13 protein-coding genes are annotated in these 14,726 nt (G+C 40.5%); 7 read left to right on the top strand and 6 right to left on the bottom strand.

Annotation, left to right across the window (positions count from 1 at the left end):
• Positions 1-2: 2 nt before the first annotated feature.
• The 6 genes from Q0192_RS13140 to Q0192_RS13115 all read left to right on the top strand — a co-directional run bounded on the left by Q0192_RS13140 (position 3) and on the right by Q0192_RS13115 (position 6,951).
• Positions 3-2,591 carry a M1 family aminopeptidase gene (locus Q0192_RS13140; RefSeq protein WP_299289945.1) on the top strand — a complete coding sequence of 863 codons (2,589 nt, stop codon included), beginning with the start codon at positions 3-5 and terminating at the stop codon, positions 2,589-2,591.
• Positions 2,592-2,699: 108 nt separating this feature from the next.
• Positions 2,700-3,254: a TerD family protein gene (locus Q0192_RS13135; protein ID WP_299289944.1), complete on the top strand. Its 555-nt coding sequence runs from the start codon at positions 2,700-2,702 to the stop codon at positions 3,252-3,254.
• Between the two features lie 4 nt (positions 3,255-3,258).
• Positions 3,259-3,873, top strand: coding sequence for a TerD family protein (locus Q0192_RS13130; RefSeq protein WP_299289943.1), 615 nt, complete (start codon positions 3,259-3,261; stop codon positions 3,871-3,873).
• Positions 3,874-3,987: 114 nt separating this feature from the next.
• Positions 3,988-5,091: a toxic anion resistance protein gene (locus tag Q0192_RS13125; protein WP_299289942.1), complete on the top strand. Its 1,104-nt coding sequence runs from the start codon at positions 3,988-3,990 to the stop codon at positions 5,089-5,091.
• Positions 5,092-5,101: 10 nt separating this feature from the next.
• Entirely contained in the window at positions 5,102-6,064 is a 963-nt protein-coding gene (locus tag Q0192_RS13120; protein ID WP_299289941.1) for a hypothetical protein, read from the top strand.
• Between the two features lie 71 nt (positions 6,065-6,135).
• Positions 6,136-6,951 (top strand): DUF475 domain-containing protein, encoded by an 816-nt coding sequence (locus tag Q0192_RS13115; protein ID WP_299289940.1) that lies wholly within the window; start codon positions 6,136-6,138, stop codon positions 6,949-6,951.
• A gap of 191 nt (positions 6,952-7,142) precedes the next feature.
• Here the strand turns inward: Q0192_RS13115 and gldD are convergent, their stop codons facing one another.
• The 4 genes from gldD to Q0192_RS13095 form a co-directional block, all read right to left on the bottom strand.
• Entirely contained in the window at positions 7,143-7,733 is a 591-nt protein-coding gene (gldD, locus tag Q0192_RS13110) for a gliding motility lipoprotein GldD (protein WP_299289939.1), read from the bottom strand.
• 1 nt (position 7,734) lies between these two features.
• Entirely contained in the window at positions 7,735-8,526 is a 792-nt protein-coding gene (locus Q0192_RS13105) for a shikimate dehydrogenase (protein WP_299289938.1), read from the bottom strand.
• A gap of 49 nt (positions 8,527-8,575) precedes the next feature.
• Positions 8,576-9,337: a phosphosulfolactate synthase gene (locus Q0192_RS13100; protein ID WP_299289937.1), complete on the bottom strand. Its 762-nt coding sequence runs from the start codon at positions 9,335-9,337 to the stop codon at positions 8,576-8,578.
• Positions 9,338-9,556: 219 nt separating this feature from the next.
• On the bottom strand, positions 9,557-10,963 hold the full coding sequence (locus Q0192_RS13095) for a tetratricopeptide repeat protein (protein ID WP_299289936.1): 1,407 nt from the start codon (positions 10,961-10,963) through the stop codon (positions 9,557-9,559).
• 376 nt (positions 10,964-11,339) lie between these two features.
• On the opposite strand from Q0192_RS13095, the gene Q0192_RS13090 reads away from it, so the two are divergent.
• Entirely contained in the window at positions 11,340-12,983 is a 1,644-nt protein-coding gene (locus tag Q0192_RS13090; RefSeq protein ID WP_299289935.1) for a S8 family serine peptidase, read from the top strand.
• A gap of 36 nt (positions 12,984-13,019) precedes the next feature.
• On the opposite strand, the gene Q0192_RS13085 is transcribed toward Q0192_RS13090, so the two are convergent.
• A complete protein-coding gene (locus Q0192_RS13085; protein WP_299289933.1) occupies positions 13,020-13,430 on the bottom strand; it encodes a low affinity iron permease family protein in 411 nt (136 codons plus the stop codon).
• A gap of 116 nt (positions 13,431-13,546) precedes the next feature.
• On the bottom strand, positions 13,547-14,023 hold the full coding sequence (locus tag Q0192_RS13080) for an Lrp/AsnC ligand binding domain-containing protein (RefSeq protein WP_299289932.1): 477 nt from the start codon (positions 14,021-14,023) through the stop codon (positions 13,547-13,549).
• Positions 14,024-14,726: the final 703 nt, after the last annotated feature.

Genomic DNA, 14,726 nt, shown 5'->3' with positions numbered 1-14,726 from the left:
TAATGAAACTGCTGTTTTTTAATACTTCTTTTATCGGTCTTTTTTTGGTGTTTGCGTTAAGTATGCCCTGCTCCGCCCAGCAAAAAAACAATAAGCCAATTGCGGTACAACCAGGTGTTTCTTTAGCGCTGGCTACTTATCGTCATTCAGTAATCAGCAATATTCAATACGAATTGAGCTTTGATATCCCAGCCGAAAAAAGTAAAGCGATCACGGCGACGGAAAGTGTTAGTTTCAACCTAAACAAAAATGAGCAGCCGTTACAATTGGATTTTAAGCAGCATTTCGATCATGTAAAATCAATCGTTGTTAACGGAAAAAAGATAGAAACAAATTTGCAGGAAGAACATCTGCTCATCGCCCGGCGATACCTGCACATCGGTACAAATAAAATTGATCTTGATTTTATCGCTGGCGATGCTTCACTCAATCGAAACAATGATTATTTGTATGCACTTTTTGTTCCGGATCGCGCCCGAACTGTTTTTCCATGCTTTGATCAGCCTGATCTAAAAGCCAACTTCCTGTTAACGCTACAAGTCCCGGCGGAATGGAAAGTTTTAGCCAATGCGGTTAAAAAAGATTCAGTTGTAAATAAGCAACAAACCACGTATCATTTCGCCAACTCCGATAAATTGCCAACATATTTATTCTCTTTCACCACCGGGAAATATAGTGCCGTAAAAGAAGCATTGGGAAACCGAAACGCCGAATTTTTGCACCGCGAAACCGATCCAAAAAAGATCAAGTTAAGTGTTGATTCTATCTTTATCGCCCATCAAAACGCCATTGTTTTTTTAGAAGGCTGGACGGGCATTAAATTTCCTTTTCAAAAAGTTGGTTTTGTGGCCATTCCCGATTTTCAGTTTGGCGGCATGGAGCATCCGGGCGAAGTGCAGTACAAAGCATCTGGTTTGTTTCTGGACGAAGGCGCTACCAAAGATCAGTTTATTGCCCGTTCTAACGTTATCTCGCACGAAACCGCGCACATGTGGTTTGGCGATTTGGTAACGATGGAGTGGTTTAACGATGTTTGGATGAAAGAGGTTTTTGCCAATTTTATGGCCGATAAAGTAACCGAACGGATGATGGGCAGCGAAACTTTTAACCTCAAGTTTTTGCTCGATCATTATCCGGCGGCTTACGGCGTTGACCGTACAAAAGGTGCCAACCCCATTCGCCAGCAATTGGATAATTTGCAGGATGCCGGTTCGCTGTACGGCAACATCATTTACCACAAAGCACCGATTATGATGCGCCAGTTGGAACTGTTGATCGGCAAAGAAAACTTCCAACAAGGCATCCGCGAATACCTTAAAAAATATGCTTACGGCAACGCAACCTGGAATGATTTGATCGCGATTTTGAGCAAGCACAGCAAAGTTGATTTGTACGCCTGGAACAAAGTTTGGGTAAACCAGCCCGGCCGTCCGGTTTTTGGTTACAGCATTAATTACACCGGAAATAGCATCAGCAATTTGATCATCACACAACATCCCGAAATGGGCGCAAAGCGCATCTGGCCACAAGTTTTTATGATCGCTTTGGTTTATGCCGATCATAACAAAATAATCCGCATAAATATGGACACTGAAAAAGTAGTGGTAAAAGAAGCATTAGGTTTGGCCAAGCCACTTTTTATTCAGTTTAATGTAGATGGCATGGGTTACGGTTTGTTTCCTGCGGATAAAGCTTTGGCTGATCGTTGGTTTACTTTTGAAAGTCCGTTGCAACGTGCTTCTGCCTACATCAACGCTTACGAAAACATGCTGAACGGCCGGTATTTTAAGCCGCAGGAGTTGTTGAACCAGCTTGCAAAAGGCTTAACATTAGAGAAAAACGAGTTGAATTTGCGGCTCATCACCGCCTACATCACCAACATTTACTGGGAATTTACTTTGCCCGAAAAAAGGCTTGCTTTAAGCGCAATTTTAGAGCAGCAACTTTGGCAGGCGATGGAGCAGCAAACATTGCCAAACAACAAAAAACTTTTGTTTAAAGCCTATCAGGATGTGTATTTGAACGAAGCCGCGCAAAGTAAAATTTACGAAATCTGGAAAAAGCAACAGCCGCCGCAAGGCGTAAAGCTGACCGAAGACGATTACACGTCGCTGGCGCTTTCTATCGCTTTAAAAAATGATACCGCAACTTCCGTTTTGAAGGAACAGCAAAACCGTATTTCCAATGTTGACCGCAAAGTCCGATTGGCATTTATAACGCCAGCTTTATCCAACAATCCGGCAGAACGTGATGCTTTTTTTAACAGCTTAAAAGAACGGAAGAACCGGCAGAAAGAGTCGTCGGTGGTTACGGCTTTGGCTTATTTAAACCATCCGTTGCGGCAAAAAACTTCGGTTAAATATTTGCCCGAAAGCTTGGAAATGGTGGAAGAAATACAGAAAACCGGCGATGTTTTCTTTCCGCAATCCTGGCTGGGCGCAATTTTTGGCAGTTACCAAAGTAAAGAAGCGGCGCAGGATGTAACATTTTTCCTAAAAAATCATCCTAACTATAATTTAAAATTAAAAGACAAGATTTTGCAGGCAACAGATAATTTAGCCAGAGCGCAAACTTTGTTAAACCAGCCTTGAGTTTACCATACTTCTTTTATGCCGGTAAAAACAGTATTGGCAATTACCAGTTTATGCAAAGTTATGGTGTAAATTTGAATTCTATAAAAACCAAAAAACAAGTATAACATGGCCATCAATTTGCAAAAAGGACAACGCGAAAATATCAATGCACCCAAATTTACCATTGGTTTAGGTTGGGATACCAATAATTCGGCAACGGGCACCAGTTTTGATTTGGATGCTTCTGTTTTTATTTTAGGCGAAAACAAGAAGTTGCTTTCCGACGAGCATTTCGTTTTTTATAACAATTTAATTTCTCCGGATGGCGGCGTGGAACATACCGGCGATAATTTAACTGGTGCCGGTGAAGGCGATGACGAGCAGGTGAAGATTGATCTTTCTATGATTGATCCGCGTGCTACAGAGTTGATTGTTGTCGTTACGATACACGAAGCTGCCAGTCGCCGACAAAATTTTGGCCAGGTAAAAAATTCTTTTGTGCGCATTTTTGATACGGCAAGCAACGAAGAATTGTTGAAATACGAGCTGGAAGAAGATTTTTCCATCGAAACGGCGGTAGAATTTGGCCGCATTTACAAACGCGAAGGCAAGTGGAAATTTGAAGCCGTGGGCGTGGGCATGAAAGGCGGTTTGCAGGATTACTTAAACAAATACAACTAAAATTATGGCTATCAACCTTCAAAAGGGGCAACGCATCAACCTCGAAAAAAGCAACGGCAGCAAGCTGCAAAATATTTGCGTGGGCATCAACTGGGGCGCAATCGAAAAGAAAGGTTTTTTCGGTTTCGGAACGACCAAAGAAGCAGTGGACCTGGATGCCAGTTGTGCTTTGTTTGATGCGCAGAAGAAACTGCAGGAAACCATTTACTTTGGCAATTTGCAATCCAAAAATGGATCGGTAAGGCACAGCGGTGATGATTTGACCGGCGATATTGACGGTGATGATGGTTTGGACAACGAAGTCATCACGCTTGATTTTTCGCTACTGAACAGCAATATTGAACATGTAGCTTTTGTATTGAACAGTTTCCGTGGACATGATTTTGGTAAAATCCCGTTTGCTTCCATCCGCATTTATGAAGGTACGCCAAAAATGGTACGCGAAGTTTTTGCCACGTATGATATCGCCCATAATTCTAATTTTTCGGGCTACGTTTCCATGGTGATGGGCGTGTTTTACAAACGCAATGGCGAATGGAAATTCAACGCCGTTGGCGAACCAACGAAAGATAAAAAACTGCCCGAAACCATCAATACGGTGATGAACCAGTTTTTGTAATTGACACCAATTTTATACTGGTAAAAGAAGTATCAAATTTATACCGGTAAAAGAAGCATCAGCCTAAATTGCTGTAACATTTGCAGCCGAAATCAATCTAACTCAAAACAAACGATGGAAGAATTAACCCCCATTCCTGTAAACCCAACGGCAACGCCAGTAAAATTGGATAAAGACGGCAACGTTGATCTGTCGAAAATTACGCCCGAAGACGAAAAGAAATTTGCCGAACTCAGCAAAACCATCAATCCATCCGATGTCAATTCGATTTTGAATTACGGTGTGGAAGTGCAAAACTCGATGGAAAAATATAGCAATGCGTTTTTAACTTCCGTTCGCACGTATAATTCGGGCGAAGTTGGCGGCTTGATTACTGATTTGCTGGGCGAACTGAACTACATTGATGTGGACGAACTTGACCAAAGCGGTTTTAAAGGCTTGCTTTCAAAAATCCCGTTTTTAAAAAAAATGGTTTTTGATGCGCAAAAGCTTTTTCAGAAATACGATACCGTGGTGAGCAACATTGACAAGATCACTAATAAAATTAAAGCCGGCCGCTTAAATTCCATTAAAGACAACAGCTCGTTGCAAACCATGTTTGATAGCAACGTTTCGTACATTAAACAAATGGAAGAACTGATTATTTCCGGTCAGTTAAAGTATAAGGAACTGAGCGAAAAGCTGGCGCAAATGGATGCAAGCCCGGCCGATTACCAGGATTATGAAATTGCCGATCTGCGGGATTTTGTGAACCGATTGGATAAGCGTTTGGCCGATTTAAAGGTTGTCCGTTTTATCATGATGCAATCGCTGGCGCAAATCCGCGTGGTGCAAAACAACAATACTTCCATTGCCGAAAAAGCGCAGTCTATCATTTCAACCACCATTCCCGTTTGGAAAAACCAGTTGACGATCGCCGTAGCTTTACAACGGCAAAAACAGCATGTGGAAGTGCAGAAAAAGATTTCGGACACGACGAATACCATTTTGCAAAAAAACGCTGAACTGCTGAAACAAAACAGCATTGACGTAGCGCGCGAAAACGAAAAAACCGTTGTTTCTTTGGATACTTTAAAACGCACCACGCAATCGTTGATTGAAACGCTGAACGAAGTAAAACGCATCCACGAAGAAGGCAACCAAAACCGCAAAACGCTGAATACCGAACTGCAAAATTTAGAAACCGAACTGAAGAAAAATGTAACCAACATTAAGTAATTTTGTATGAATGAACGAGCATCTGGCGGCGATATTTCATGCATCAAAACGGATCATCAGTAAATTACAGTTGCTTGCTGCTTTTTTTGAGGAAGATATCATTTACAAAATTTATCTGCGCAGCCAGGTAATCCATCAAATGTTTGAGCAAAACCCGGAACTGGACGCCAATAACCTCGAACTTTTTCATCTGCAATACACCTCCAGTTTAATAGAACTTTTAAAGAAGATTAAAAAGAGCAACGAAAAAAACGTAAGCTTGCTTTTTGATGAAATGCAGTTGAACAACGAACTGATTGATAAGCTTTCCAACTCCTTTTATAGCAAAAAAAACTACAGGCAGGACCAGCAAAAGCAGTCGTTGAAAATGAATATTTCGTTGCGGCGTTTGTACCAGTTTTTGTCGGACAATGTGGACGAATATCCGTTTTCCAAAAATATCAACAACTTTAGTTCGCGCTTTTCGCAGGATTTTTATTATGAAGTTTCGGGCGAATTGCTGGACGAATTAACACATTACAATCCGGCCGAAATTTACACCAACGCTTACGCCATCATCCAGAAAAAGTTGTTGGGCTTGCTGTGTAAATACGATTTTAAAACCGAATTTTTTTGCGGGATAAAAGCCGGAAACGCCATTGCCGAGGTTTACAAGTTTATAGAAACCGATAAATACTTTATTTTTTATCCGGCCAGAAACCTGTTTTTGTTTTGTGATTTTTCAAAGCTAAAAAATGTTAGTTTCGACAATCATATCTCTCACAAAGAAAAAATGATCCGGGAACTGAAAGATAAAAACGACCAGTTGCAAAGCCGGATTGGCGTTACAAAAACGTATCTTCCGCAGGAAATAAAAACGTTGCTGGCCGAGAATTATAAAAAGCTGAGCGACATCAGCTTTCTGCAAAACATCGCTAATTTTGATGCGCAGGCCAATATTTTAAAAGCGATGCTGAACACGGATTTGATTTAGTTTCTTTGAAAGACCAGTAACAAAACGACAAAAAATTGGTCATAAAAACAGTATCATTAAATAAATAAGCAATGGATTTTTTACATCATTTATTGGGCGAAGACATACAGGCCGGTTTGCTCATCATTTTAAATTTGATCGTGATCGAAAGTTTGCTGTCGGTTGATAATGCGGCCGTTTTGGCTACCATGGTGATTGATTTGCCGAAAGAACAGCGCAGCAAAGCGTTGCGCTACGGCATTTTGGGCGCTTATGTATTTCGCGGAATTTGCCTTTTTCTGGCGGCCTGGTTAGTTAAAATTTGGTGGCTGAAACCTTTGGGCGGCCTGTATCTACTGTATCTGGCGTTTGATTATTTTAAAGGAAAATCAGAAGAAGGCGGCAGCGAAGAAGAAACGGTAAACAAGAACGAAAGCTGGATTTACAAATCTACCGTCGGTTTGGTGGGTACTTTTTGGGCAACCGTGGCTTTGGTAGAAGTGATGGATTTGGCATTTTCCATTGATAACGTGTTTGCTGCCGTTGCCTTTACCGATCATGTTTTTTTGATCTATACCGGCGTTTTTATCGGGATTTTGGCGATGCGTTTTGTAGCGCAGGCTTTTGTAAAACTGATGGAAAAGTTTACGTTTTTAGAAACCGTTGCCTTTGTGGTAATCGGTGTCTTGGGCGTAAAACTCACCGCTTCTTTGTACACGCATTTTTTTCCGGGAACGCCTTTTTCAGAAATACTGGAAGGCAAAAGCATGGATTTGTTTGTTTCTTTGTTTACGGTTGCGGTGTTTATCATTCCGGTAATTAGTTCCGCGCTGTTTAACTTTCCTAAAAAACAAATTACTAATTTGGAAGTAACGCGCGATGCAGAAAAGGTGTTGGATAAAAGTTGAATGACAGCAAACACACCAATTTTTACCCGATAAAAGAAGCATTGCTGTCATTCCGACCAACGGGAGGAATCTTCTTCAAAGCGATAAGATTTTTTGTTGTTGAAATAACTTTTCTCGCTTCGTTGCAAAATGTCAGTGCAGCAATTTCCACCCGAAACAAACACACCAATTTTTACCCGATAAAAGAAGCATCAGTTTTTCCAGCGCAAGGTTTTGATCATTACATCAATATCCTGCTTCACAAAATCCAAAACCGGTTTGATGGAATCCTGCCGAGGAACTTCGTTAAAATACAAAGCGCCACGCAAATAATTTTTGGTGCTGTCGGTTAAGTAAAACTGGGCCGAAGAAGCCGCGTTTCCGTCAATCCGGTAATAAATACCGTACATTTTACGGTCGGGATAAGCAATCGTTCCTTCATCAATGGCCGTTGCTTTAATGGTGTGTTTAAAAGCAAACGTGTGCGCATCTTCAATCAGTTCGTTAAAAACTTTTTTTGAAGTGACCGGCATGTAGCTTAAATGGAGTGTTCCTTTAAAATCCGGATATTCGATGTTAAACCAGCAAGGCTGCGTATTCCGGTTTTTATCCGGTTCGATATGTGCATAAACCGGATAAGAAAAAGTAAACGGACAACCGCTTTGATATTCCCGGTATTTTTTTTGGGGAAAAACAATACGAAAAAAACCGCGCGGCTTCGGTGTAAAATCATGGCTATTGTTGCAGGAAAATAGAAAGATCAACCCGAAAGCAAAATAGAAAGGCCAAGCGTTTTTGTGCATGTTAGGATTTTTTGTTCCAAATTTCCCACGATTTTTCTGCCTGTAAAAGAAGCATTTCGTAACCGTTTTTTATTGTTGCGCCCTGCGCTTCGCCTTTTTGCAAAAATACCGTTTTCTCAGGGTTGTAAATTAAATCGTACAACAAATGCCGATTGGTAATGGCTTCATAAGGGATTTTCGGAAAAGCACCGGTATCCGGCGAAGTGCCCAAAGGCGTAGTGTTGATGATCAAAGAATGTTCGGCCATCAGCTTTGGTGTTACCTGTTCGTACGAAATTTGGTTTGCTTTTGGCCTTCGTGATACGGTTCGGTACGCGATGCGCAGTTTTTTCAGCACATACTTTACTGCCCGGGATGCGCCGCCGTTGCCCAAAACCAATGCTTTTTTATGATGCGGTTCCAGTAAGGGTTTTAAGGAGTTTTCGAAACCATAAATATCGGTATTGTAGCCTTCCAAACGAAAGTCCTGGCCTACAAAACCTACTTCCCCGGAAAATGCAGTCGCAAGCGCGCTTTCTTCTACCACACGGATACAATTGATGGCTTCTACCTGCTTAGCTTCCTCATCCATCCAATCCATATAATAAACAACGCCAATTTTATGCGGAATGGTAACATTTAAGCCGCACAGGCCTGGGTGCGCTTTGATAAATTCGGGGAAATCGCTCAGGTTGTCAATCTCAAAAAGCTCGTAAGAACTGTCCTCAATCTGCTCTTTTTCAAATTTCGCCTCGAAGTATTTTTTGGAAAAAGAATGCGTTAGCGGGAAACCGATCAATCCGTATTTTTTCATCTTTCACAATTGGAACGCCAATTTTTTGCCGATAAAAGAAGCATGGCTTTTATTGGTTTAAAAAGAAATCAAAGGTATCGCTGCGCAAACCTAAACGGATGGTTTCCAGCGGGATCACTTCTGCCGGCGCAATATTTCCTAAGTTTACATTCGCGCCAATCAATTTGATAAACCAAACCTGCTGTGCTTTTTGCGGCGCTTCCCAAATAATTTTTTCTTCAGGGATTTGAGTGAGGATTTCATCCACCAAACCTTGCCGCACTTCGCCCGAATCGCGGTAAATGCCCACATTTCCGCTTTCGCGTGCTTCGGCAATTACTTTCCAAGAACCCGCTTCCAGTTCGGCATTCATCAATTTGATCCATTTGTATGGCGCGAAGATCTTTTCTACATCTTTAGAACCAACTTCAGAAATTACCGTTAACTGCTTGCTTAACTCGCTGATGTACCGGCATTTCTCTTCGTGCTCAATCGTGATGGAACCATCAGAAACTTCGGCATAATCCATCTGGTATTTGTCCAGCGTACGCCGGTAATCATCAAACTGGCCGCGGATGATAAAAGCTTCAAACAAAGTACCGCCAAAATAAACCGGAATGCCGGCATCGCGGTACAACTTCAACTTTTCGTTGAGGTTTGGTGTAACGTAAGAAGTTGCCCAGCCTAATTTAACAATATCGGTATGTTCGCCGGAAACTTCCAGAAAATCTTCTACCTGCCGCAGGCTTAAGCCTTTGTCCATCACCATGGTAAAGCCTGATGAACGTGGTTTTTGTGTCCGCTCCGGGATATTACTAAGAAAATAATTCATTCAAAAATCAATCTTGGTCAAGAACCTGCTACAATCAGCTCCTTCTGTTGGCCACAAATGTAAAAAAACAAAAGCTTGTTCTTTCATCAGCCTAAGTGCCTGTTTAAAATTTTGTTCCTGATGCTTCTTTTAGCACATAAAATTTTATGCTTTCTTATAAAATACACACTGATTTTTATATGCTAAAAGAAGCATTTAAGCAAGCTTTAAAAAAATGAATCAATTGCGGTAAAAGCGGTTGATGATATCAACAATGGCTTTGTTTTCCTGCAACTGCGGCAAATATTCGAACAAAATGTAATGCTTTTCCGGATCGGTAGTCAAGGCGATTTCTAAGTATTTCAACGCTTCGTTGTATTCGCCTTTGGCAAAAAGATAAGCCACCATTCGATAAAAAAGTTCGGCTGCATCCGGATTGTTCTTGATGGCTTCGGCTATCGTTTCGATGGCTGCAGTCAACTTGTGCTGTTCGTACAAAATGGAAGAATAATCCAGCCAGGCATCCACATCCAATGGATTGAGTTCGATCACTTTGGCATAAGCTTCTTCTGATTCGGGCAAATTGCCCAATTTATAGTTCGCATCGGCAATGGCAAACCAATAATCCGGGTTGGTGTTTTCTAACTCCAAAGCCCGTTTGTAATAGCGCAAAGCTTCAAAATAACGTTCTTCAAAATCCAAAGTTACGCCGATACCAAACCAGGCATCGCCCATTTTGGCATCTTTACGGACTGCTTTTTTATAATAAGCGCGCGCTTCGTCCATGCGTTCCAGCTTTTCGTAGCACTCGCCGATAGAACAATACGTATCTGCGCTGGCCGATTCGTACTCCAAAGTTTGCTTGTAAACTTCAATGGCTTCGGTGTATTTATCCAGGTTGATCAGCGCATTGCCTTTGTTAAAATAAGCGTAGGTAAAACTTTCGTTGATCAAGATGGCATAATCATAAGCATCAATGGCTTTTTCAAACAAACTGAGTTTGGTAAAAGCATTGCCCAAATTGTACCATGCCGCATAGCTGTAAGGCTCTTTATCAATGTATTGCTCGTAAAACTCCACGCTTTCGTTCTGGCGGTCCATCACATCATAACAAAAAGCCAGTTCGTACAAAGCGTCTTGGTTTTCCATGTTTTGTTCCAAACAAAGCTTAAGGTAAGTGATGGCATTGTCGTACTCGCCTTTGCTTTGATAAACAAAAGCAATATGCAGTAAAATATCGTCGGTTTCTTCCGCCAGTGTTAAAGCTTTTTGGTAATTCTCCAGTGCTTCTTCGTGGCGTTCCAAACTTTCAAACAAGTTGCCGCGGATGATGTACACATCTGCTTCCGATGGCTCTAAGCTTTCTGCCTTGTCCAAAATAGCAAAAGCATCGGCCACTTGGTTGGTTACGATAAAAAGCTGTGCCTGTTTGATCAAAAACACAGCCGCAAACGGATGCTGGTTGCGCGCATAACCCACCACCTGCAAAGCCTTTACCGGGTCGTTTTTTTCAATGTAGAAATCAATAATATTTTCAAATACCTGCGCATCAAAAAAATACTGATCGTGATTGCGGATCATCTCCTCATATCGTTCTACAGAAAACCGGGGATCTTCAGAGAAATTGTAATCAAATTCTTCTTCCATTCAATTTTATTAGCAGAACAATATTTATTTATAACACTAATGTAACAGCAATAAATTATAATTAAAACCAAGCCATACTTAAAAGTATTTTTGCTTCGTTAAAAATGCTGTTACAAACACTTCATTTCGTGCAAAATAACCATTAACCGTTTTTGCAATTGCATTAATTTGTAGATTTGACAAAAGTAAGAAAAAGCATTTTCAATTAATTGTTGGCAGGATGACGTGTTGAAAAGTAAAACGTTAAAATAAGCTTTTTTGTATCAAAAGCTTTTTCAAATTCCAGTACCTATTTCTCCGGGCAAATACTGTTTTTAGGCCGGCAAAAATGACAAAACCGGCTGAGTGATAAATCTAAAAATTACAATATAAATTCATGAAGATTAGTTTTAAAACAACTGCATGGGCTGCAGTTGCCTTGTTTACCATAAACATTACCCAAGTTACCGCGCAGGAATTGACCGCTAAACCTGCCGATCCGCCAAAAAACTGGCATACGCTGGATTTGAAACAGGACGGTTTTTTTGGCATCAGCTTAAACCAGGCCTACGATTTTTTGAAGGGCAAAAAAAGCAAGACGGTTGTGGTTGCAACCATTGACAGTGGGATTGATACTTTACAAAAAGATTTACGCCCGGTTTTGTGGGCTAACACCAAAGAAATAGCTGGCAATGGCAAAGACGATGACGGCAATGGCTACATAGACGATTTGCATGGCTGGAACTTTTTGGGCGGCCCGAACAATAAATGTGATGTAAACGAGACCACCGAAGAAGTGCGCGAGTATTTTAGGTTGAAAAACAAATACGCCAATATTACCACAGCCGCTGCTGCAAAAGACAAAGCAGAATATGCGTATTGGGTAAAAGTGAAAGACGTGCGTGATTCTACCGTAAGCAAATCCCAGGCAGAATTAGACCAATTGACGCCTTTGATGAACGCTTTGGTTACCACAGATGCTTTTATCAAAAAATCATTGAGTTTGAAAGCCGGGCAATCGTTTACCAAAAATGATTTGACCAAATTAGATGCAAAAAACGATACGTTGAGCAAGAGCAAATACATTTGGGGCTTGATTTTGCAAGATGCCGACAATGCCAAAACGGATACCAAAACCATTACGGAACTGAGCGAATACATCACCAAATTAAACAACGATGTTAACCCGGATTTGGAAGCGCGTAAACGTGTAGTTGGCGATAACCCGGATGACATCAACGATAAAAAATACGGCAGCAACCAGTTAAAGTTTGAAGATGCTTCGCACGGAACGGGTGTTGCCGGTTTGATTGGTGCCGTTCGAGGAAATGGTTATGGCATTGATGGCGTTGCTGATAACGTCAAAATTATGTCGATAAAAGCAGTACCAAATGGAGACGAGTACGACAAAGATATTGCAAACGCCATCCGTTATGCTGTTGATAACGGCGCAAAAGTGGTGAACATGAGTTTTGGCAAAAAAATATCACCGCATAAAAAATGGGTGGACGATGCGATAAAATATGCAGCCGAAAAAGATGTATTGTTGGTGCAGGCATCGGGAAACGATAACCAGAATGTTGATGTAAAACCGGAATTCCCGAACGATAATTTGCTCGACGGAACCAAAGTAGATAACCTGATCAGCGTTGGCGCTTCTGGTTCTTTAAATGATGAAAACCTGGCCGCTACCTTTAGTAATTATGGTAAAAACAGCGTGGATGTTTTTGCGCCGGGCGTAAAAGTAACCTCAATTGATAAAGATGCCGAATTTAATACGGCCGACGGAACTAGTTTTGCTTCGCCGATTACGGCCGGCGTTGCCGCTTTGGTTTTAGAATATTACCCAACGCTTAGCGCCAAGCAGTTAAAAGAAGTGATTATTGCTTCGGCAAAACCATTAAACGGCACTAATGTGCTGAAGCCAGGCAGTAAAGAAAAAGTTGATTTTACAACTTTAAGCAAATCCGGCGGTATTGTAAATGCTTTGGAAGCGCTGAAAATAGCTTCTAAAATGAAAGGCGAACGTAAAAAACAGTAATTTCTGAATCTTAAAATAGCAACAAAGCTGTAATTATTATCGTTGGGACTTTGTTGCTATTTTTTCTTCTATGTTTTCTTTTATCTCTTCAGAGTCATCTTCGTCGAGGTTATATTCTTCCTTGATCTCGTCCAACTCTTCTTCGGTTAGTTTTTCAATCCCCAACCTTTTGTTGTTCCCTGTTTCCAAAGCATAAATAATTTCGTCTAATTTAAGCTGTGTGGCTTTATCAGCTTTGTTTTGCCCTTTTTGGATGAGGAACAGCATTACAAAAGTAATGATGGAAGTAACCGTATTAAGGATCATTTGAGACTCTTCGGAAAAATGTTCAAAATAGCCGTAAATAAGCCATATGACCATTAATCCGTTCGCTGACATAATTCCGGCCGTACTTCCGGTCCAGCTTATTACCTTGGAGGTTACGGTTCCCCAAAAATCTTTTTTCATACAGCAATATTTAGTTAATTGGTATTGTTAGTTAAACAAATAAATTTTTATAAGTTTAACAGCGTACAAAACTAATACAATTGCAATTTATACGACCTTAAAAAATAAATGGTTAATTAATCAAGTATAATTTGCCTTTTGATGCTTTCTTCTAAAGATATAAACGTTTCTGTACGCTGGATGCCGGGCACGCTTTGGATCTGTTCGTTCAAAATTTCCCTTAAATGCGTGGTGTCTCGGCAAATGATTTTGGCAAAGATGCTCCAGCTCCCGGTGGTATAATGCAGTTCTACAATTTCGTTCACGGTTTTTAATTGTTTTACGGCTTCGTTGTACTGTGATCCTTTTTCAAGAAAAATCCCCAGAAAAGCACAAACATCATAACCTAATTTCTGCGGGTTGATTTCGAGGTTTGCGCCTTTGATAATGCCCAAATCTTCCAGTTTTTTCATCCGAACGTGGATGGTCCCGCCAGAAACGATCAATTCTTTGGCAATTTCGGTGTAAGGCGTAGTGGCGTTTTTCATCAGGATAGACAGGATCTGGATATCCAAATTATCAATTTCTGAATTATGAGGTTTTTTATGAGGCATAAATTTTGAAATATGTAACGTTTCACAATTATAATTTAAATAAAAATAAAAATAAAATTATTTTGTTGAAATATTTGCAAGGAATTGATACGTGCCTTAAATTTGTATCAAGCAATCAGAAAAACAACGTTCTTTAAATTGCTTAACAAGAAAATGTAGGATGGTGAAATTTGGCAGACACACCTCCTTGTCCCGGTGGCGAAGAACATGGGAAACCACGGCAACGTGATAACCACTTCGTGAAGGTTCGACCCCTTCTCCTACAGCCCTTCTCATAATTTAGGTTTATAATTGGTTAGTAAAAGCCCCTGCCCATCAGGGGCTTTGCTGTATAACAACAATTTTTTGCCGGTAAAAGAAGTATGGATAATTATTGACGGCAAATGGATTTGCGCAATGATCAAACTTCAATAAAACAGGATACTTCTTTTAGCACCCAAAAATTGGTGTTATGCATTTCATCTTTAAAACAAAAAATTCACCAATTTTTATGGCATAAAAGAAGTATCAATAATTGTTAAGGACAGGCAGATTTTGCAAACTTATCCTGCTTAAATTCAATAAAACAGGATGCTTCTTTTAGCACTAAAAAATTGGTATTTTGCATTTCATCTTTAAAACAAAGAATTTTCACCAATTTTTATGGCATAAAAGAAGCATCGCAATAACCGGTAAAATTTAAAGGAATATCAAAATTAAAAAC

It is taken from the genome of uncultured Mucilaginibacter sp., from assembly GCF_937859865.1.
Taxonomy (GTDB): domain Bacteria; phylum Bacteroidota; class Bacteroidia; order Sphingobacteriales; family Sphingobacteriaceae; genus Mucilaginibacter_A.
Note: the sequence above shows the minus strand (reverse complement) of the source record. Positions and strands in the feature narration are given on the sequence as shown.

Bases quoted from the DNA above. Each gene is read 5' to 3' on its own strand.
- Q0192_RS13100 (WP_299289937.1), bottom strand. From the start codon at position 9,337: ATGAATTATTTTCTTAGTAATATCCCGGAGCGGACACAAAAACCACGT.
- Q0192_RS13125 (WP_299289942.1), top strand. From the start codon at position 3,988: ATGGAAGAATTAACCCCCATTCCTGTAAACCCAACGGCAACGCCAGTA.
- Q0192_RS13095 (WP_299289936.1), bottom strand. From the start codon at position 10,963: ATGGAAGAAGAATTTGATTACAATTTCTCTGAAGATCCCCGGTTTTCT.
- Q0192_RS13120 (WP_299289941.1), top strand. From the start codon at position 5,102: ATGAACGAGCATCTGGCGGCGATATTTCATGCATCAAAACGGATCATC.
- Q0192_RS13105 (WP_299289938.1), bottom strand. From the start codon at position 8,526: ATGAAAAAATACGGATTGATCGGTTTCCCGCTAACGCATTCTTTTTCC.
- Q0192_RS13130 (WP_299289943.1), top strand. From the start codon at position 3,259: ATGGCTATCAACCTTCAAAAGGGGCAACGCATCAACCTCGAAAAAAGC.
- Q0192_RS13085 (WP_299289933.1), bottom strand. From the start codon at position 13,430: ATGAAAAAAGATTTTTGGGGAACCGTAACCTCCAAGGTAATAAGCTGG.
- Q0192_RS13080 (WP_299289932.1), bottom strand. From the start codon at position 14,023: ATGCCTCATAAAAAACCTCATAATTCAGAAATTGATAATTTGGATATC.
- Q0192_RS13115 (WP_299289940.1), top strand. From the start codon at position 6,136: ATGGATTTTTTACATCATTTATTGGGCGAAGACATACAGGCCGGTTTG.
- gldD (WP_299289939.1), bottom strand. From the start codon at position 7,733: ATGCACAAAAACGCTTGGCCTTTCTATTTTGCTTTCGGGTTGATCTTT.
- Q0192_RS13135 (WP_299289944.1), top strand. From the start codon at position 2,700: ATGGCCATCAATTTGCAAAAAGGACAACGCGAAAATATCAATGCACCC.
- Q0192_RS13140 (WP_299289945.1), top strand. From the start codon at position 3: ATGAAACTGCTGTTTTTTAATACTTCTTTTATCGGTCTTTTTTTGGTG.
- Q0192_RS13090 (WP_299289935.1), top strand. From the start codon at position 11,340: ATGAAGATTAGTTTTAAAACAACTGCATGGGCTGCAGTTGCCTTGTTT.